The organism is Reinekea sp. (assembly GCF_982785585.1).
On record NZ_CEYAVF010000030.1, the window covers coordinates 22,045 to 41,317 of the forward strand.

At 55.5% G+C, this 19,273-nt stretch carries 16 protein-coding genes; 8 read left to right on the forward strand and 8 right to left on the reverse strand.

The window, feature by feature from the left end:
- Positions 1-9: 9 nt before the first annotated feature.
- On the forward strand, positions 10-1,908 hold the full coding sequence (locus AC4FIC_RS11900) for a 2-oxo acid dehydrogenase subunit E2 (protein ID WP_100257673.1): 1,899 nt from the start codon (positions 10-12) through the stop codon (positions 1,906-1,908).
- A gap of 85 nt (positions 1,909-1,993) precedes the next feature.
- Here AC4FIC_RS11900 and galU read toward each other — a convergent pair whose 3' ends face one another.
- Positions 1,994-2,836, reverse strand: coding sequence for a UTP--glucose-1-phosphate uridylyltransferase GalU (gene galU, locus AC4FIC_RS11905; RefSeq protein ID WP_100257674.1), 843 nt, complete (start codon positions 2,834-2,836; stop codon positions 1,994-1,996).
- A gap of 266 nt (positions 2,837-3,102) precedes the next feature.
- Here galU and rarD point away from each other — a divergent pair, with 266 nt between their 5' ends.
- The 4 genes from rarD to AC4FIC_RS11925 all read left to right on the forward strand — a co-directional run bounded on the left by rarD (position 3,103) and on the right by AC4FIC_RS11925 (position 6,170).
- Entirely contained in the window at positions 3,103-4,026 is a 924-nt protein-coding gene (rarD, locus tag AC4FIC_RS11910; protein ID WP_100257675.1) for an EamA family transporter RarD, read from the forward strand.
- Positions 4,027-4,146: 120 nt separating this feature from the next.
- On the forward strand, positions 4,147-4,950 hold the full coding sequence (locus AC4FIC_RS11915) for a DUF1338 domain-containing protein (RefSeq protein ID WP_100257676.1): 804 nt from the start codon (positions 4,147-4,149) through the stop codon (positions 4,948-4,950).
- 75 nt (positions 4,951-5,025) lie between these two features.
- A complete protein-coding gene (locus AC4FIC_RS11920; protein ID WP_100257677.1) occupies positions 5,026-5,403 on the forward strand; it encodes a VOC family protein in 378 nt (125 codons plus the stop codon).
- A gap of 2 nt (positions 5,404-5,405) precedes the next feature.
- Positions 5,406-6,170: an NRDE family protein gene (locus AC4FIC_RS11925; RefSeq protein ID WP_100257678.1), complete on the forward strand. Its 765-nt coding sequence runs from the start codon at positions 5,406-5,408 to the stop codon at positions 6,168-6,170.
- On the opposite strand, the gene AC4FIC_RS11930 is transcribed toward AC4FIC_RS11925, so the two are convergent.
- The 7 genes from AC4FIC_RS11930 to AC4FIC_RS11960 all read right to left on the reverse strand — a co-directional run bounded on the left by AC4FIC_RS11930 (position 6,145) and on the right by AC4FIC_RS11960 (position 15,555).
- Positions 6,145-6,963, reverse strand: coding sequence for a carbon-nitrogen hydrolase family protein (locus AC4FIC_RS11930; protein WP_227003666.1), 819 nt, complete (start codon positions 6,961-6,963; stop codon positions 6,145-6,147). The two genes, AC4FIC_RS11925 and AC4FIC_RS11930, sit on opposite strands and share 26 nt — an antisense overlap.
- 25 nt (positions 6,964-6,988) lie before the next feature.
- Positions 6,989-10,828, reverse strand: a complete 3,840-nt coding sequence (locus tag AC4FIC_RS11935) for a YhdP family phospholipid transporter (RefSeq protein ID WP_476195008.1) — start codon at positions 10,826-10,828, stop codon at positions 6,989-6,991.
- Positions 10,829-10,932: 104 nt separating this feature from the next.
- Positions 10,933-12,393, reverse strand: a complete 1,461-nt coding sequence (gene rng, locus AC4FIC_RS11940) for a ribonuclease G (protein WP_100257680.1) — start codon at positions 12,391-12,393, stop codon at positions 10,933-10,935.
- Positions 12,394-12,447: 54 nt separating this feature from the next.
- Positions 12,448-13,044, reverse strand: coding sequence for a Maf family protein (locus AC4FIC_RS11945; RefSeq protein ID WP_193437299.1), 597 nt, complete (start codon positions 13,042-13,044; stop codon positions 12,448-12,450).
- Positions 13,044-13,532 (reverse strand): rod shape-determining protein MreD, encoded by a 489-nt coding sequence (gene mreD, locus AC4FIC_RS11950; RefSeq protein WP_100257681.1) that lies wholly within the window; start codon positions 13,530-13,532, stop codon positions 13,044-13,046. The genes AC4FIC_RS11945 and mreD overlap by 1 nt, the downstream gene beginning before the upstream one ends.
- Positions 13,529-14,386: a rod shape-determining protein MreC gene (gene mreC, locus AC4FIC_RS11955; RefSeq protein WP_273283842.1), complete on the reverse strand. Its 858-nt coding sequence runs from the start codon at positions 14,384-14,386 to the stop codon at positions 13,529-13,531. Before mreC ends, mreD begins: the two co-directional genes overlap by 4 nt.
- Positions 14,387-14,517: 131 nt before the next feature.
- Positions 14,518-15,555 carry a rod shape-determining protein gene (locus AC4FIC_RS11960; protein WP_100257683.1) on the reverse strand — a complete coding sequence of 346 codons (1,038 nt, stop codon included), beginning with the start codon at positions 15,553-15,555 and terminating at the stop codon, positions 14,518-14,520.
- Positions 15,556-15,823: 268 nt separating this feature from the next.
- Between AC4FIC_RS11960 and gatC the strand changes: the two genes are divergently transcribed.
- Genes gatC through gatB form a run of 3 tightly spaced genes read left to right on the forward strand, consistent with a single transcriptional unit; the run spans position 15,824 to position 19,015 of the window.
- Complete coding sequence (gene gatC, locus AC4FIC_RS11965; protein ID WP_100257684.1) at positions 15,824-16,111, forward strand: Asp-tRNA(Asn)/Glu-tRNA(Gln) amidotransferase subunit GatC; 288 nt, start codon at positions 15,824-15,826, stop codon at positions 16,109-16,111.
- 11 nt (positions 16,112-16,122) lie between these two features.
- Positions 16,123-17,571, forward strand: coding sequence for an Asp-tRNA(Asn)/Glu-tRNA(Gln) amidotransferase subunit GatA (gene gatA, locus AC4FIC_RS11970; protein ID WP_100257685.1), 1,449 nt, complete (start codon positions 16,123-16,125; stop codon positions 17,569-17,571).
- 10 nt (positions 17,572-17,581) lie between these two features.
- Positions 17,582-19,015, forward strand: a complete 1,434-nt coding sequence (gene gatB, locus AC4FIC_RS11975; protein WP_273283848.1) for an Asp-tRNA(Asn)/Glu-tRNA(Gln) amidotransferase subunit GatB — start codon at positions 17,582-17,584, stop codon at positions 19,013-19,015.
- The last annotated feature ends 258 nt before the right edge of the window (positions 19,016-19,273 follow it).

Genomic DNA, 19,273 nt, shown 5'->3' on the forward strand with positions numbered 1-19,273 from the left:
GAGTCTTACATGACCACTGAAATTATCCGAGTACCCGATATCGGAATGGATTCCGCCACCTGTATTGAGGTGAGCGTGAAAGCGGGCGACGTGATCGGCGTTGACGATACCATTCTGGTGTTGGAATCTGACAAGGCCTCGATGGACGTTCCGTCCCCCGTGGCCGGCAAAATTGTTCAGCTTAAGATCCAGGAAGGCGATAGCGTCACCGAAGGTGACGAGATGATCTATATCGAACTGGCCAGCGACGCGAGCGCCCCGAGCAGCAGTGCTAATACGCCGGCCGCAGCACCAGCCGTTGCCGCGGCCCCCGTAGCTGTTGCGCCGCAGGCTAACGCCGAGACCAGCAGCGTAACCACTGTATTGGTACCAGACATCGGTATGGACAGTGCCAATATTATCGAGATCGCCGTCCAGGTCGGCGATGTTATTGCCGAGGAAGACACCATTGTGATTCTGGAGTCCGACAAGGCCTCCATGGATGTCCCAGCACCGCAGGGTGGCGAGGTGATCGCGATCAGCGTGCAGGTTGGCGATACCGTCTCTGAAGGTTCAATTTTATTGGAACTCAAGACGGCCGGCTCTGCGCCGGCGAGCGTAGCTGCGACCAATTCCGTTGCTGAACCCGCTGCAGCTCCAGCAGCGCCGGCCGGGTCAGCGATCGAAACCGTCACCGTGCCCGATATTGGCATGGACAGCGCTAGTGTTATCGAGATAGCCATCCAGGTCGGCGATCAGATAGCCCTCGACGATACCCTGGTGGTACTGGAGTCCGACAAGGCCTCGATGGATGTACCCTCTCCGATATCCGGCGAAGTGGTGTCCATCACGGTTAAGGTTGGTGATACCGTTGCCCAAGGTACTCAGCTGATTGAAGTGAAAACCAATGCCGCTGCTCCTAGCGCGCCGGTCGTCGCAGCTCCATCCCGAGCAGAGGTTAAGACGCCGAAGGCTGAAGCACCTGCCCCCGTGATCCCGGTGCCCGCGAGTGCGCCAGTGGCCTCCGGTAAGGCAGTACATGCCGGTCCCGCGGTGCGTAAATTGGCTCGAGAATTTGGTGTCGACCTTGGTGCAGTACCAGGTACTGGACCACGTGGCCGAGTGATCAAAGATGACGTCGCCGGTTGGGTTAAGAAGCGCTTACAAGAGCCGCAGCAGATCACGGCCGGGGCCGGTTTACCGACCGTACCCGATCAGGACTTTGCGCGCTTTGGCACTGTCGAAATCAAGGAAATGAGCCGAATTCAACAGCTTACCGCCGTTAATATGGTGCGTAATGCTCTGGTGATTCCGCATGTGACCCAATTCGATGAGGCCGATGTGACAGATACCGAAGCCTTCCGTCAATCGCTCAAGGGTGAGATGGAAAAGCGCGGGGTTAAGATCAGCCCACTGGCCTTTATCGTCAAGGCCTGTGCCGCCGCTATGATCGAATTTCCGAAATTCAACGTCTCGCTGATGGCCGATGGTAAGCACATGGTCCACAAGCAGTATGTCAATATAGGCATTGCAGTTGATACACCCAATGGCTTGATCGTTCCGGTGATTAAAGACGCCGATAAGAAATCGATCTGGCAGATAGCCGAGGAAATCATCGATTTTGCCAAGCGCGGTCGCGATGGCAAGGTCAAGTCGGTTGAAATGCAGGGTGGTTGTTTTACCGTGTCGAGTCTGGGTGCCTTAGGTGGTACCGCCTTTACGCCGATCGTCAATGCACCCGAAGTGGCGATCTTGGGTGTCTCCAAGAACGCCATTAAACCGCATTGGAACGGCACGGAGTTTGTACCACGCAACTTTACTCCGCTGTCGATGTCCTACGATCATCGTGCCATCAACGGTGCTGATGCGGCGAAGTTCACCGCCTTTATCGCGCTGGTGCTGTCCGATGTGCGTCGCTTAGTCCTCTAACCGATTATCGGTTGGCATAAAAAAGCCCGGCTTGGCCGGGCTTTTTGTTGGGCACAGATCAAGCCAATGGCCAGTCGATGCCCATTTAGCTGTTATCGCCTTGCTGGTAGATATTTTCGAAACAGTAGTTAGTCGCCTCAACAAAACCCTGCACCGACCCGCAATCGAAGCGTGTGCCCTTAAACCGATAGGCCAACACGACCCCGTCCTGACACTGCTGTTTGAGGGCATCGGTCAATTGAATTTCATCGTTTTTACCCGGTGGGGTATGGCGCAATATTTCAAAGATATCCGGAGTGAGAATATAGCGCCCAATGACCGCGAGATTGCTCGGGGCATCCTTGGCATCGGGTTTTTCAACCATATCACTGACCCGATAGAGACCGTCTTTCATCAACTCCCCGGAAATGACACCATACTTGTGAATCTCGTCGGTCGGTACTTCCATGACCGCAACGATCGAACAACGAAACTGCCGATAAATCTTGACCATCTGCGCGAGCACATTGTCTTCGCCCGGCTCGTTGACACAGAGGTCATCGGCCAACACCACGCCGAAGGGCTCATTACCGATCAGGGTTTCGCCCGCTAAGATGGCATGGCCCAAACCCTTCATTTCTTTCTGTCGGGTGTAAGAGAACACCCCGGTTTCCATCACATGACGAATCGATTCTAAATACTGTTCCTTGGTCGAGCCATTGATCTGGTGCTCCAGCTCATAGGAAATATCGAAGTGGTCGGCGATGGCGCGTTTACCGCGCCCGGTGACGAAACCGATGTAATTCAAGCCCGCTTCGATCGATTCTTCCACGCCGTATTGCACCAGAGGCTTGTTCACGACCGGCAACATCTCTTTTGGCAATGCCTTGGTGGCCGGCAAAAAACGTGTGCCGTAACCGCCCACTGGAAACATACATTTGCGAATCATTGGTCTTAATCCCTTTTATTGAGTTAACAGGCCCGAATTCATTGATAATCCTGTGTCGCGCTGCTTATCGCACAGATTGGCTGAAACAGCCCAATACACTAACTTTATTGTGCCTTAGTTTGCCAAACAGGACTACTAACCCAAGCGAAAAACTCAGCTATCTGAATTTAGCTGGTATAAATGATTGGTGTAACCCAGCGGTTGTGGTTATGGTCTGCTCCCGGCAGCGTTGACTGGCCGTCAACGATGTATGCCAGAGGCTTAGTATGGACCAGCAACAACGACAGGGTTATCTATTTGCATTGACCGCGTTCACCCTTTGGGCCATCGGGCCAGTCTATTTCAAATGGGTAGGGGCGTTACCGGCGTTGGACATCCTCGCCTATCGGGTCGTCTGGAGCCTGGTCTTGACGCTAATCATCATCGCCCTCAGTCGGCGCTGGCGTCCCTTGTGGAGCGCACTGTGCAACCCTAAAATCCGCCTCAGCCTATTGGCCTCAAGCCTCATCATCGGCACCAACTGGGGGGTCTTTATTTGGGCGATCAATGACAATCAAATGCTCAGTGCCAGCTTGGGTTATTACATAAATCCATTGATCAATATCTTACTTGGGATGATTTTTTTCGCCGAGCGCCTCGATCGGATCAAAAAAATTGCCGCAGCCCTGTGTCTGGTCGCCGTCCTCTTTGAATTGATTCGCTTTGGTGAATTACCCTGGGTGGCGCTGGCGTTGGCCACCAGCTTCGGACTCTACGGCCTAGTCCGCAAAAAGCTGGCGGTCGACAGCTTCGTAGGCATGGCACTCGAGACCGGCCTGCTGTTGCCCATCGCATTGATCTATTTGCTTTTCGCCACTAGTTCAAGCGCCAATTTTTTCACCAACGACCCGTTCACCAATTTTCAATTATTTATCGCCGGACCCGTGACGATGATTCCATTGATCTGCTTTGCCGCAGCGGCCAACCGAATGCCCCTGTCGACCATTGCCTTCTTCCAATATATTGGCCCCAGCGGCATGTTTTTACTCGCCGTATTTGTCTACAACGAACCCTTGGAGCCCGCCAAGTTGGTCACCTTTGGTATTATCTGGAGCGCCTTGGCGCTCTTGGTCTGGGATGCTGTGCACAAACTGCGTTTACAACGGCGCTCGGCCGACGCCCTCAAACTGAGCGAGTCATTAGCGCCCTAAACCAATGTCTCTTTCCCATAACAACGGGGCGTTCCTCTGGTAACGCCACCGGCGGTTCCGTCCTATGCTTGGGCAGACCGGCCGCGGCCTCCCACTCAATGACTTAGGCAGAAACGCATCGTGAATACTAGTGAATTCTATCAGCAGATTTGGCAAGACTATATCAAGATGACACCTCAGGCAGAGGCCATTGAAGGCGCCTTAAGGATGCGCGGTGAGACGGTATTGAACGATCATATTGCCTTTCGCACCTTCAACCAGGGCCCGGCCCGACTCGCGACACTGGAACCCCTGATTTTGGCACTTGGCTATAAGCGTTTCGAACCCTATTACTTTGCCGGTAAAAAACTCGACGCCATGGGCTATACGCCGCCGAGTTCAGACTTGCCGCGCATCTTTATCAGTGAGCTGCGGGTCGAAGAATTGTCGGCCGAAAGCCAGGCTGTTCTGCAGCGATTGATCGGCCAAATGCCGGTTGATACGGCCGCGGATGCGAGCGTATTCTGGCGCGGCCGAGCCTGGCTTGCACCGACCTTTGCCGACTATAAAATGCTCGCGGCCGAGAGTGAATATGCCGCCTGGTTGAGCATTATCGGTCTGCGAGTAAACCATTTCACGATCAGCATCAATGCCCTGGCGCAGATGTCGGAGGTGGCCGACCTGAATGAGTTTGTGGAGGCGTTAGGCTTCAACATCAACGCCAGTGGCGGCCGGGTCAAGGGCTCACCAGCGGTCTTACTGGAGCAGTCATCGACCCTAGCCTCGACCCAGGAGTTTGAGTTTGCCGACGGTGACCGCCATGAGGTCTCAACCTGTTACTACGAGTTTGCCAAGCGTTATTGCGATGACGCCGGCCAGCTGTACCAGGGTTTCGTCGCCGCCAGTGCCGACAAGATTTTTGAATCGACCGACAGTCAGGGCTAGTTCGGCGTCTAGGGCAAGGCCGTTGTCAACGCGCGGTCACTGCCCTACACTACTGTTTTTGCCGTGCGCGCCGCTATGACTCAGCCACAAAATTTCAACCTGTTGCTCTGGCTCGACCTCCCGGTCACCAACCTAGATGCGTCGATCGCCTTTTACAGCGCTATTTTCGACCAGCCGTTGCGCGATGCCCGGCCCCACAGTGCCAGTGCAAGCCTACAGTTTTCCGGCGCCGGTTCCGGTCTTACCCTAATCGAACGCGCTCATTCGCTCGAACCGGCTGCCGCCATGCTGCCCTACTTCAATTGCCAAGGCCGCCTTCCCCAAGCCATTGCGCGCGTCCGATTGCACGGTGGGGTCCTGGTGCAACCGATCCAGAGTATAGAGCCTTTTGGTCAACGGGCGGTTATTCAGGATCCGGATGGCCATCTCATTGCACTGCACAGTGCGGAGTAAGTATGTGTTTAGCGGTTTTTTCTTGGCAACCCGGTAGCGCCGTACCCTTGAATCTGGTCGCCAACCGCGATGAGTTTCGCCAACGCCCCACCCAGGCCATGCATTGGTGGCCAGACCGAACCTTGCTCGCCGGCAAGGACTTACAGGCCGGTGGCACCTGGTTGGGCTTCAATCGGCGCGGTTATTTTGCCTTGCTGACCAATATTCGACCCGGTTTTATCGGCGCCAGTTCGGCCTTCAGCCGAGGTGATCTGGTGCGCGACTTTCTCCAAGGCTGCGCGAGTATCGAGGCTTACCATCGCGCTATTCTGCCACGCTTGAACGACTATGGCGGTTTCAATCTGGTGTTAGGCGATGCCCGGCGGTTGTTCTATTTCAGCAGCATTCACCCGAGCGGCCAATGGTTAGCGCCCGGCATCCATGGTTTGTCTAACGACAGTCTGAATACGCCCTGGCCAAAAACGGTTTTAGCCAAACAACAGATGCGCGCCTGGGGTGATGCCCGTTTACAGAGCGCGGACGGCCAAACCATTCTCACCTCGACTGCGATCGCCGAGCAGCAAGCGCTGCCGAGCACTGGTGTGCCGCTGGACTGGGAGCAAACGCTCTCGGCGCAAACCATCGTCGGCGCCGACTATGGCACCCGGTGCCGGACTCAGGCTCGGCAATTGCGCTCAGGGGCTCTTGAGGTGGTGGAGCATCAACTCGATGGGCACGGTCAGATCCTCACCAGCGCACGCTTCAATCTAGCCGGCGGTGCTGATTAACCGGCAACTGTTGCCGCACGGCCGCGACCCGATCGAATTCCACGACTAACAACTGACCACAGGGCTCGGCGCCCAGGTCCTGAATCTCACCCCAGGGGTCGACCAACAGGGAGTGCCCCCAGGTTCGCCGCCGTGGGTCGTGCTGGCCACATTGGTTGACGGCGGCGATGAAATAGCCGTTTTCGATCGCCCGGGCCCGACACAAGACTTCCCAGTGCGCTTGGCCGGTTTTATAGGTAAAAGCCGAGGGCACGATAACCAGCTCGGCACCGGCATCGTTGAGCTGGCGAAACAGTTCTGGAAAGCGCAGGTCATAGCAGACGGCCAAGCCCAGAGCCCCCCAAGGGCTGTTCAGGGTTACCACCGAAGACCCAGGCGAGTAGTTATTGGATTCTTTATAAACGCCTTGCTGATCGCCTACCAAAGCGTCAAAGAGGTGCATTTTATCATAATGGCCAACCACCTCACCGTGGTTATTGACTAGGTGGCAGCGTGCTCTGGGCCGGCTGTCGAGAGCGGTCAGGACCGGCACCGTGCCGGCCACAATCCACAGGCCATATTGTTGTGCTAAGGTGCGGATGACCGAGCCAACTGGGCCGTCAAAATTTCGCTCCTCGGCGGCCATTGGTCGCGGATCGAGGCCACCCATCTGGGCAAACATTTCCGGCAACACCACCAACTCGGCCCCGCTGCTTGCCGCCTGCGCGACCTGCTGTCCGACCCACGCCAGATTGGCGTCAACCTCGATACGGCTGGTCATCTGAACAAAATATATCTTCAGGGGCGTACTCATTGCTCTGGTTCTCCTAGGGTCATGGTTACTCGCGCTCACTATCGGTCGGCCCAGTGGGTTCTGCCACAAGGCCAGCACCGGCCCGATAAAACCGTGTATTGGGGGCTTCAAAGGATCCCGTAACGTGCATGCGCGCTGAACTCAGGCGTTCGAGTTGATTGTTGAAGACCCGCTCGGTCACATAGATGGCGGCCGCAGCCTGGGGCGAAACACCGGCGAGCAATGCCACTAAGGGGAAGGTGCTCGACAACGGCACGGTCAATGTCATGTCGACATCCAATTCGTCTGACAGCAGGTCGGCGTCGCCGCTGAAGCGGAATTTGGTCGCGGAGCCATCGATGACCAGCCTTTCCCCTACTCGGGCGAAACCGCGATCGAACAGCAACTCACCGTCGATGGAGTCAAAGGTAATCCCGGTGCGCAGCAAATCGGAAAAGTCAAAGGCAATACGATTCAACACCCGGGTGAAATTCAACAGTCCGATTAGCTTAACGCCCTCATATTCGGGCACATCCAAGATCGCACCCTGATTGAACTTCAAGCCGATGGCGCCTTGCAACCGTTTAAAGTCAAAATGCGCCGGGGAGCCCTGCCAATGGGTCGCTACATCCAGCATGCCATCTCGAGTGCTCAGTACCGGCGCATAGCCCCAGGTAGTGAGCACATCTTGCAGATTGCCGGTCCGAATCGAACCGTTAAAGTCGGTTCGATGTTTGGCCTGCTCTCGGGTCCACAACAGATCGCCATTCAGGGTGGCTCCAGGCATCTGGCCAACCAGGTCAGATGCCGTCAAGACACCGTCCTCGACTCTGACTTCAGCGCGCCAATTACCTAAGTCACGCTGGTTCCAAATCAGCTTATTAATTTGCAGTGACAAATCCGGCACATCGCTCGGCAAGTAATTCAACAAAGGATCCAGCTGATCAACAAAGGGGACCTGTTCTGCGGCAGAAGTCAGCGCGACCCATTGCACGTCGGCGAAGATGGGCTCAGGCCCATGAGGTATGGCCACCTCCGCTTGACCCTCGGCGCTGTTAAAGGAAATCAGCCAAGCATTCTCGGCGCGCAGCAAGGTGGTCACCACATCGCTCCAGTCTTGTCCCAGGTAAACCAGACGCTGCGCTTGAATGTTGATCGCGGCAATCATTGATTCAAAGGAACGGCCTGGATTCAGCGGTGTTTTAGCGGGGTAGCGTTGATCGAAGGCTTGGACAAATTGCCACCAGCTGTCGGCGTCGGCTTGGTCAACCTGAATATCGAAGTAGACACCGTTTTCTCGCCGAACCCGAAGCGGCTCATTGATAGCGATCGCACCACGTTGGACCCTATTGGCTGTATCGAGTTCAAGATAACTGGTTAGGCTGGTCCCCAAGTTGGCCGACAGGGTCGTCCAACCCCGCGGGTCGAAATTAATACTTAGGTCCAAGGCCAAGGGCGCCTGAGCAGATTTACTCAGGGGGGCTGGCAGCGGCAAGGCTAGGCCAATCAAATCACTCCGACTCTCGATCCGGGTGCGCCCAGGCTCGATACGGATCAGGGTTTGGTGGCCAACGCTGACGTGTTGGGCACGCAGAAAGGGGTCATTGATGCGCTCACCCCAATAGGCCACCGGTGTGCGCCCCAGCAGGGCGATGCTAAAAGCGCTACCGTTGTCGCTCGCCAGCGTCGCGCGCTGCAGCTGGCCCTGATGGATCAGCGTCAAGTCTGCGCTGCGCAGTCCGGCACGGCTCTGGTAACTTAACTGGCCATTAATATCGGTTAAGGCGAGATCTAATGCACCCAGGGTTAAGGTCACGCCACGCAGCTCTGCGTCTATTGAAACCTCTGGTGCACTGAGTTGCAGCAGCGGCCATTCCAGCTGCAGGGTGACATCAACCTCACCCTCGGTCGCCGCCCAATCGCTAAACCGCGCGCCATCGCCGAGCTGTAACGGTCCAGTCTGCAAAAATTGCAACGCCTCACGACCCGACGCCAGGGCCTTAACTCGCGTGGTGATGCGCTGAGTGGAAAAATTAAGGGCCGCGTCCATTTTACTCAGCCTAAAGCCGGGATACTGGCCCTGTAGACCGGAGAAGTTCAAACCGGCATCGGTTAGGGCAAACTCGCCCGCGACGCCCTGCACCGGTGACCACTCATCCAAAAATGTCATTTCCAGGTTGGCGACACTGGCATTGATGAAATATTGACTGCGAGCTTTAAACGCCTCGTCTGTGCGGCTCAGATAGTTGAACTCGGCCCGACTGAAGTCACCGCCGCGCAGCCGCGCGTCAACTATTCGCACCGTCTCCGGCCTCAACAGTCGGTTATTGGCTAAAAACTGGACCCAGGAGGCATCGAGCTGCGCGGCCGTCACCTGAAGCTCGAGCGTGCCTTCTGTGCCCATGTGGCGCGCTTGTGCATTGGGCGACGTCGATTGCCACTGCAGGTGCAGCGGCAACGGCTTGGCTATCGACCCGGCCCTGGCCTGCTCAGGCACGGCCAGAGTCAGGTCCGCCGAACCCTCGCTGATGACGCCCTGCTCGGCATCGGCTTGCCAGGTCAACTGCAGCGCTAGGGCCTCTGCGATCGGAGCATTGGCATAGAGTGCCGGTAAGTCGATTGGCACCCCAGTGCCCGATAGGCTGAGCTGCCCTCTGTCGCCTTTCATGTCCAGCCGGCCGTTCAGCTGCTGAGTGCCCGGAACAGCCTCGACCGACGAGGTGGCTAGGTCGGTCACCGCCGCCGTCAGCTGCCAGGATTCAGGCTCTCGGTCCACACGGGTGAGTTGTCCCTGATCGAGAAAGCCACTCGGTTGCAGGCCGCGCCAGAAGCCGCTGGGATCATCCAAAGCAAACCACTGGCCAATAAGGTCTAGTGCTACCCGGTCCCACTGCAGCGTCAAACGATCCGCGCGCCGGCTAATGTAGGCCTGTGTCGCGGATAAGGCCTGAGCGTTTGAACGACCCGCGAGCAGGTTCAACCAGCCATCAAAGCCATCCGTCCGCCGCTCCAGATAGGCTTCTGCCTTGAGGTCCTGGACCCGCATGATATCTGCAGGGCCTTCCAATGCGATTAGGTCGGACTGCAGGCGCGCGGTCACATCCAGCACATGATGCTGATCAAAATTAACCCAATACTCTCCGGCGACGATCGCGTGCCTGACCTCGGCGTCCGATACCTCAATCCAGGGCGCAAGATCGATGGCCGCGTGCTTAAAATAGGCGCGATTGGCCTGGGTGCCATCCTGGCGAGTTTCAACTTGCAGTTGTAGCGGGATGTCGAAGCCTTGGCCGTTAAAGACGGCATCCGCAACCAGGTCAATCTCGTTATCCGTGCCGCTGACTCGACCCTGCTGCAGGGTCAAAGCAAACATCGGTAGGGTGAGCGGCCGCAGGCTTAGATGGGTATTGGTAAATTGCACTTCACGCTGACGTTGCAGCAGGCGGAGAAGATCGTTTAGCTTAACGCCCTCCCCCTCGGCCGAAGCCAGGCCATGCATCTGCCAACCGCGGGGGGTCTGCACCAGTTCGGCACTGAAATCACTTAATTCGAAACGGATAAAAGCCAGGCCACCGCGCGATATCGACTCATAGAGGCCAGGTGCTAGCGTCATCTTGGCCATGCTGAGCGTGTCCCCGATTTGGATATCGGTTAACTGCACTACCGGGTTAAAGCGCTCCCACTCACCCTGCAACCGTCCAATGCTGACTGGGGCACCCACTTGCGCGCTGAGCCAAGTTTCAACTTCGGGCTTTAACCGCTCAATATAGGGAAAAAATTGCCGACCCAGGGCCAGATAGGCGGCGAACAACAGCACCCAGAAGGCCAAGACTCTAAGCACGGCGCTGCGCAGCGCGGGCCAAAAAGGGGTTGTTGTCGGCGGCATCAGTTCATATCTCTTCGATCACCTGTCTCGCTGCGGCTGTACAGTACTTTTTCCATTATTACAGCACGCTAACAGCCTGCTGTAATTAAGATATGAACTCAAGCCTACTGCAGAATGACATCAAACTGTTCCTGACTGTAGATCGGTTCAACCTGGAAACGAATCGGCTTACCAATAAATTCCTCTAGATCGGCAACATTCGAGGACTCCTCATCCAACAACCGATCGACCACCTGTTGCGACGCCAATACTAGGTAACGATCGTTGTTATAGGCTCGTTCTTCGCGCAGAATTTCACGAAACACTTCATAGCAAACGGTTTGCGGTGTTTTTTGCCGACCGCGGCCGTGACAAACCGAGCAATGTTCGGTTAAGACATGTTCCAGGCTTTCTCGGGTGCGCTTGCGGGTCATCTCCACCAGACCCAACTCCGACACCCCGGTCACTTTACTCTTAGCATGATCTTTTTCGAGATTTTTCTCCAACATGCGGTGTACCTGACGGCGGTGTTCTTCATCGACCATATCGATAAAATCGAGAATAATGATGCCGCCCAGGTTGCGCAGGCGCAATTGTCGACAAATGGTCGTTACCGCTTCTAGGTTGGTTTTAAAGATGGTTTCTTCTAAATTACGATGGCCAACAAAGGCGCCGGTATTGACATCGATCGTGGTCATAGCCTCGGTTTGATCAATAATCAAATAGCCACCCGATTTCAGCTCAACCTTGCGGCTTAGGGCCTTAGACATCTCGTCCTCAACCGAATAGAGATCGAAGATCGGCCGTTCGCCCGGATAATACTCGAACAGATCGATCACCTCGGGCATATATTTGGTCACGAAATCTTGAACCTTGCCGAAGGTTTCTTTCGAATCGATGCGAATCTTCTCGGTATCGGCACGCACTAAGTCGCGCGCCACCCGCAAGTAGAGGGGCAGGTCTTCGTAGATAACGGACGTCGCAACACTGTCCTTCATGCGCTCCTGCAGCACGCGAAAGACGCGTTTCAAGTAATTCATATCCGAACGAATCTCGAACTCTCCGATACCTTCAGCCGCGGTACGCAGAATAAACCCGCCCTTTTCGATCTCCTCCAACGCCTTCATTTCAGTCACCGTCTTACGGAGTCGGTCGCGCTCCGTCTCGCCATCGATGCGCTGTGAGACCCCGATGTGGTTAGAACCGGGCATAAACACCAGATAGCGAGAGGGGATGGATAGGGCCGTAGTCAAGCGCGCACCCTTGGTGCCCATCGGATCCTTAATCACCTGAACTACCAGCGCCTGGCCTTCGCGCACCAGGGTTTGAATCGGTTTGTGAGGCTCATTATCGACTCGATCGTGGTCGATATCGGACGCGTGAATAAAGGCCGCACGCTCCAGTCCTATATCGATAAAGGCGGCCTGCATGCCGGGTAGCACGCGCACCACCTTGCCTTTATAAATATTACCGACCAGCCCCCGGGTTTGGTTGCGCTCGAGAAAAATTTCTTGCACCGCGCCATTTTCAACCAGTGCTACTCGGGTTTCCATCGGCGTCACATTTACTAAAATATCGGAAGTCATCTGAGATCCTATTAAAATCGAAATAAGATTTTGCCATACCAAAACCCGATGCGCTTAAATTGGCATCAGGCCCTGATACAAAGAGAATCGTGCCTTACCCAATAGCAGGGCGGTTTCATGCAGCGGGAGCCCCACGACGGAACTGTAACTGCCCGCAATTTTAGTTACAAAAACCCCACCCAGGCCTTGAATACCGTAGCCGCCGGCCTTGTCGAGTGGCTCGCCAGAATGCCAGTAGGCCGAAATCTGCGGCTCCGACAAGGCCATAAAGCTAACGTCGGTGGTTACCAAGGCTCGATAAGAGTCACCAACGGACACCAGGGCAATGCCCGTCAGTACTTGATGGGTACGCCCAGACAACAATCGCATCATGGTCTGAAAGTGTTCCTTGGAGGTTGGCTTGCCGAGAATCTGGCCGTCGATCACCACGCTGGTGTCGGAGCCGAGGACCCAGCAGTCTGCTGGCCGATCCAATAATGCCAAGCCGGCCTGGGCCTTGACCAGGGCGAGACGATCGACATAGCGATTGGGCGTTTCGCCCGACAAAACCGACTCATCGATGTCGGTGGCCAGGGCGGTAAAGTCGATTCCCAAGGTGGTCAGCAACTCGCGTCGCCGAGGCGATTGGGATGCCAATATCAGCTTGGCCACTATTGCACCCGCGCCCGCAACTGCAGTGCCTGCAATAAACCATAGACCCAAGGCCAAAGGAGCGCTGAGGTTAACGCCGGCCAGATATGTATTTCACCGGACACCACCGACATCAGAGCGGTCTTGAGCCACTGACTGAGCATATGGGTGGCCCCGATGAGGCAGAATATCGCTAACGCCTGCTGGCCCAGCGGATACATCCGTAAGCGGACACTTAACAACAAGACCGTGTAGGCCAGGGCGGCAAATACCAGTCCGTAAAGGCCAAGGGTAGTGCCCATCAAGGTGTCATAAAAGAGCCCGACCAAAAAGGCCATTAAGATGCCAAATCGTTCCGGCACAATGAGTACCCAGAAAATAATCATCAGGCCAACCCAATCGGGTCGAGCAATCTCAAATCGGCCGGGCAGCGACAAGGCCGCCAAATAAAAGGCGACGAAAAAGCTCAAGCCGATCAGCCAGAGTCCGTGTGCCGGTTTTGCTTTCATTGCTTTTGCCCCTGAAATACGATCAACATGCTGCGTGAGCGGTCCAGACGAGCTAAGGGCGCGGCACGGATGCGCGCAAAGGGCTCACCCGGATCGTGCTCGATGGCGATCACCTCGGCAACCGGATAGCCGGCCGGAAAACGCAGGCCCAAGCCGGAAGTAACCAAGATGTCACCGATCTTAACGTCGGCGGTATCGGGCATATATTCCAGCTCCAAACTGTTCAGGTCACCGGTACCGACCACCACGGTACGCATGCCATTGCGATTAATATAGACCGGCACCGCCAAGTTTACATCGGCCACCAGCGCGACGCGCGAGGACAAGGAATCGACTTGCACCACCAAACCAAACAGGCCGTCTGCATCGACCACTGCCTGGCCAACCGCGACCCCGTCTTGGGCGCCTCGGTTAACGATGACTTGGATCGAAAAGGGGTCTGGATCGACGCGAATCAACTCCGCCGTCAGGAATTCGGTCTCCAGGCGCGCGGTGGCATTCAATAATTGCCGCAGGCGGCCGTTCTCAGCCTCTAGAATGGCCAACCATTGCACCTTTTGCTGCAAGATCAGCATCTGGCTGCGCAGCGAGCGGTTGGAGTCTAGCAGGACATTACGTTCGGAAAAGGTTTCACTGGACCATTTGACCAGTTCACTGGGTAAGGCAACCAGAGATTGCACCGGTGCAACCACATAAGACAGACTCTGACGGGCCTTGTCCAATTGGTTAAAGCGCAGGTCGAGAAACATCAACAAGAGCGACCCGGCGGCAACCAAGGCGAATCGATAGCCATGATGTGGCCCGGTTGAGTAGATCGGTTTGATGAGCGGGCTCCTGAATTCGGCGATAAACAAAAGGCCTGGCCAATCTGCCAACAGGCTCCGGGTGGCCAATAAAGTGAAGCCCTGCATTAGATGCAAGGCTCGGGTCGGTCGAGTGGGACTAGCGCCCCAAGACGGGCCCTACGTTATGATGGACAGGCTTATCATTCGGAACTGAGGAAATCAAAGGTGCTGTCGTCCATCATCTCCAACGCTCGACCACCGCCGCGCGCCACACAGGTCAGCGGATCATCGGCGATCAAAACCGGCAGACCGGTTTCTTCACTGAGCAAGCGATCGATATCGCGCAGCAGAGCACCACCACCGGTTAACACCAAACCGCGCTCGGCGATATCGGCAGCCAATTCCGGCGGTGTTTGCTCCAAGGCACTCTTGACAGACTGGACAATGGCCGACAGATTTTCCTGCAGCGCTTCCAAAACTTCATTGCTGTTTAGGGTGAAGCTACGCGGTATACCCTCGGCCAAGTTTCGGCCGCGGACATCAATTTCGCGCACTTCGGCACCTGGGTAGGCACAGCCGATCTCAATCTTGACCCGCTCAGCCGTAGCTTCGCCAATCAAGGAACCGTAGTTCCGACGCACATAGGACACGATGGCTTCATCGAAGCGATCACCGCCGACCCGAACCGACTCGCTCAAAACAATACCGTTGAGCGAGATCACCGCAATTTCAGTGGTGCCGCCGCCAATATCGACAATCATCGAACCGCGTGCCTCTTCGACCGGTAAGCCGGCACCAATAGCGGCTGCCATTGGCTCTTCAATTAGATAAACTTCGCGTGCACCGGCACCATAGGCCGATTCGCGAATAGCCTTGCGTTCAACTTGGGTCGATTTACAAGGCACACAGACCAGTACGCGTGGGCTGGGGGCAAACCAACTGTTCTCGTGCACCTTGCTAATGAAGTGCTGCAACATCTTTTCGGTGACGTGAAAATCGGCAATAACGCCGTCTTTCATCGGCCGGATGGCCTGAATGCTACCGGGCGTCCGGCCAAGCATACGCTTAGCTTCTTCACCAACGGCCGCGATGGTCTTGGTGGATCCGGTGGTGCGCACCGCAACAACAGACGGTTCGTTGAGCACGATATCTCTGTCGCGCACATATATCAGGGTGTTGGCCGTTCCCAGATCGATCGACAAGTCACTTGAAAATAAACCACGAATTCGTTTAAACATTTAATTATCGCTTTAATGCAAAAGGTGACAGACACATAACAGCTTGGCAATGTAACAATGGTGGGGTTTTTGGGCAAGGAGTAAATGTGATAACCTAGCGTCTATTAAGGGATTTCCATAGAATTGATCGAAAAACAGGCAGCCATTAGCGCTTTGCCTGAAAAATTCGTCGATCTGTGGCTTATTAGCGCGCAAAAGCCAATCTTTACCGCATCGATTGGTTTACCATTTTACTTAATTCAAATGTCTGTTCAGGAGAACCCCGACCATGAGCCTCGATCGCTCTCAGGTTGAAAATGTCGCGCGTTTGGCGCGTATCAAAATCGATGAAAATGAAATGGCCGACTACGTCGACAGCCTCTCGTCGATCCTCGCATTGGTTGATCAGATGCAGGCCATCGACACCACCGATGTTGAGCCGCTGGCCAACCCTCTCGATGCCGCGCAACGGCTCAGGGCCGACGTGGTCACCGAAGCAAATCAACGCGAGCTGCTGCAAGCCAACGCACCCCACGCCGAAAAGGGCCTGTTTCTCGTCCCTAAAGTTATTGAGTAAGGTACCTGCGCATGTTAGATAAAACCCTCAAACAATTGTCTGATGGCCTGGCCCAAGGCGACTTTTCCAGTGTCGAATTGACCACCGCGTACCTGGACAGAATCCAGCAAGCAGACAGCCGTTACAATGCCTTTGTCACCGTCACCGGCAGCCAAGCCCTAGACAGTGCCCGCGCCGCCGATGCCCGCCGTGCCAAGGGCGACGCCAGTGCTTTAACCGGCCTGCCGATTGCGCACAAAGATATATTCTGTACCGCCGGCGTACGCACCAGCTGCGGCTCCAAAATGCTCGATAACTTTATCGCACCCTATGAGTCCACAGCCACGGCTCGCCTAGCTGACGCGGGCATGGTCATGCTCGGTAAGACCAATATGGATGAGTTTGCGATGGGTTCCTCTACCGAATCCAGCTATTACGGCGCGACCCGCAATCCATGGGATCTGGAAGCCGTGCCGGGCGGCTCCTCAGGCGGTTCTGCCGTTGCGGTTGCCGCGCGCATGGCTCCGGTCGCTCTGGGTACCGATACCGGTGGGTCAATTCGTCAGCCAGCCGCCTTTTGCGGCATCACCGGCTTAAAGCCAACCTATGGCCGAGTATCGCGCTGGGGCATGATTGCCTATGGCTCGTCGCTCGATCAGGCCGGACCGATGACTCAAACCGCTGAGGATGCCGCCTTGCTGCTCAATAGCTTGGCCGGGTTCGACCCCAAGGACTCGACCTCAATGGAGCGCCCGGTCGAAGACTTTTTAGCCAACCTCAATCAACCCATCAAGGGCTTGAGAATAGGCCTGCCCAAGGAATACTTTGGTGAGGGGCTCGATCCGGGCATCCGTGCCGCCGTCATGGACGCCGTTAAGCAATTTGAAGCGATGGGTGCCGTGGTGAAGGAAATTTCCCTGCCGCGTACCGAGTTGTCGATTCCGGCTTACTATATTATTGCCCCCGCCGAGGCCTCAACCAACCTGTCACGTTATGACGGTGTGCGCTATGGCCATCGTTGCGATGCACCAACTGATTTAGCCGACATGTATATGCGCACGCGCGCCGATGGGTTCGGCATCGAAGTAAAACGCCGCATCCTGGTCGGCACCTACGCGCTGTCAGCCGGCTATTACGACGCCTATTACCGTAAAGCCCAGCAGTTACGCCGCCTGATCAAGCAGGACTTTCAACAAGCCTTGGCCGATGTCGATGTAATCTTGGGGCCAACGACCCCATCACCGGCTTGGAAAATTGGCGCAAAAAGTCAAGATCCAGTAGCCATGTATCTGGAAGACATCTATACCCTGTCAGTCAATCTGGCCGGCTTACCGGGCCTAGCCCTGCCCTGCGGTTTCCAATCTGGACTGCCAGTGGGGCTGCAACTTATCGGCAATTATTTTGACGAGGCCCGGTTGCTCAACATCGGCCATCAATTCCAGCTGGCAACAGACTGGCATACCCGCAAGCCGAATTTATAAGGAGAAGCGTATGCAGTGGGAAACGGTTATCGGGTTGGAAATTCATGTCCAGCTCTCAACCCAATCAAAAATATTTTCAGGTTCCAGCACCGCCTTCGGTGCTGAGGCCAACACCCAGGCCAGCGTGATCGATCTGGCGCTACCCGGTGTATTGCCCGTCTTTAATGAACAGGCACTGGCAAAAGCAGTGGCCTTCGGCTTGGCAATCGATGCGCAGATTGGCAAGCGCTCGGTCTTCGATCGGAAAAATTATTTCTATCCCGATCTGCCCAAGGGCTATCAGGTTACCCAGATGGATTTCCCGATTGTCGGCCAGGGCAGCGTCGATATCACCACCGAGGATGGCACCAACTTCACCATCGGTGTGACCCGAGCCCACCTGGAAGAGGATGCTGGCAAGTCGCTGCACGAAGACTTTCAGGGCATGAGCGGCATCGACCTGAACCGAGCCGGTACGCCCTTGCTCGAAATCGTCTCTGAACCGGACATTCGCAACGCCAAACAGGCCATCGCGTACCTTAAAAAAATTCACAGCATCATCACCTATATCGGCGTGTCCGATGGTGATATGTCGCAGGGTTCCATGCGCTGCGATGTGAATATTTCGCTGCGGCCATTCGGTCAATCTGAGTTTGGCACGCGCACCGAATTGAAGAATTTGAATTCCTTTAAATTTATTGAGAAGGCGATTCATACCGAAGTCGAGCGTCAGAAAGATATATTGGAAGACGGCGGCCGAATCATCCAGGAAACTCGGCTCTATGATGCCGATAAGGATGAAACCCGACCGATGCGCAGTAAGGAATTCGCCAACGACTACCGTTATTTCCCGGAGCCCGACTTACTGCCGATCGAAATCGATGACGCCTATATCGAAGCCATACGTGCGACCTTGCCAGAATTACCGGACACCAAACTGGCGCGCTTTATCGCCGATTTTGGTCTAACCGAATACGATGCCAGCGTGTTGACCAGCAGTCGCCCGATGGCAAACTATTTTGAACGGGTCGCCGAACAGTGTGGCGACGCCAAACTGGCCGCCAACTGGTGTATGGGCGATCTATCGAAACTGCTCAACCAGCAGGATTTAACCATCGATAATTGCCCCATTGCGCCAGAGGACCTGGGTCTACTGTTGTTGCGCATCAAGGACAATACCATCTCCGGCAACATTGCCAAGACGGTATTCCAAGCGATGAGTGACGCTCAAGGCTCGGCCGATGAGATTATCGCCGCCAAAGGTCTTAAACAGGTCACCGACAGCGGAGCCATTGCCGCTCTGGTAGATCAGGTGATTGCCGACAACCTCGATCAGTTCAATGCGTTTAAGGGCGGCAAGGATAAGCTGATTGGCTTCTTCGTCGGCCAAGTCATGAAGCTCTCTAAGGGCCAGGCCAACCCCGGTCAGGTGAATGAGATCCTGCAAGCAAAAGCAAAACAGTAGCAGCGTAAGCGGCCAGTTTGATTGGCCGCTGAATTTCTGGCTCGGTTGCGCGCCACCGAATTCGGCGCACGACCTTGGTTGCAGTAAGCTGGCACATCGAGTCGTTCAACCAGTCTTCACCTGCGCATCAATCGTTCGCCCCTTGGGCCAAACTATTTACACCCGACACTCAACCCACCCCCCCTCTGCGCCGGCATCGCGCTGCGCCCAACTATACTCGTCTGTAACGCCCTAATAGTTAAGTTTGGCCACTACAAG

What these genes read in the sequence shown, in the direction of transcription:
- AC4FIC_RS11900 (WP_100257673.1), top strand. Translation starts at nt 10, where the DNA reads ATGACCACTGAAATTATCCGAGTACCCGATATCGGAATGGATTCCGCC.
- galU (WP_100257674.1), bottom strand. Translation starts at nt 2,836, where the DNA reads ATGATTCGCAAATGTATGTTTCCAGTGGGCGGTTACGGCACACGTTTT.
- rarD (WP_100257675.1), top strand. Translation starts at nt 3,103, where the DNA reads ATGGACCAGCAACAACGACAGGGTTATCTATTTGCATTGACCGCGTTC.
- AC4FIC_RS11920 (WP_100257677.1), top strand. Translation starts at nt 5,026, where the DNA reads ATGACTCAGCCACAAAATTTCAACCTGTTGCTCTGGCTCGACCTCCCG.
- AC4FIC_RS11925 (WP_100257678.1), top strand. Translation starts at nt 5,406, where the DNA reads ATGTGTTTAGCGGTTTTTTCTTGGCAACCCGGTAGCGCCGTACCCTTG.
- AC4FIC_RS11930 (WP_227003666.1), bottom strand. Translation starts at nt 6,963, where the DNA reads ATGAGTACGCCCCTGAAGATATATTTTGTTCAGATGACCAGCCGTATC.
- AC4FIC_RS11935 (WP_476195008.1), bottom strand. Translation starts at nt 10,828, where the DNA reads ATGCCGCCGACAACAACCCCTTTTTGGCCCGCGCTGCGCAGCGCCGTG.
- rng (WP_100257680.1), bottom strand. Translation starts at nt 12,393, where the DNA reads ATGACTTCCGATATTTTAGTAAATGTGACGCCGATGGAAACCCGAGTA.
- mreD (WP_100257681.1), bottom strand. Translation starts at nt 13,532, where the DNA reads ATGAAAGCAAAACCGGCACACGGACTCTGGCTGATCGGCTTGAGCTTT.
- AC4FIC_RS11960 (WP_100257683.1), bottom strand. Translation starts at nt 15,555, where the DNA reads ATGTTTAAACGAATTCGTGGTTTATTTTCAAGTGACTTGTCGATCGAT.
- gatC (WP_100257684.1), top strand. Translation starts at nt 15,824, where the DNA reads ATGAGCCTCGATCGCTCTCAGGTTGAAAATGTCGCGCGTTTGGCGCGT.
- gatA (WP_100257685.1), top strand. Translation starts at nt 16,123, where the DNA reads ATGTTAGATAAAACCCTCAAACAATTGTCTGATGGCCTGGCCCAAGGC.
- gatB (WP_273283848.1), top strand. Translation starts at nt 17,582, where the DNA reads ATGCAGTGGGAAACGGTTATCGGGTTGGAAATTCATGTCCAGCTCTCA.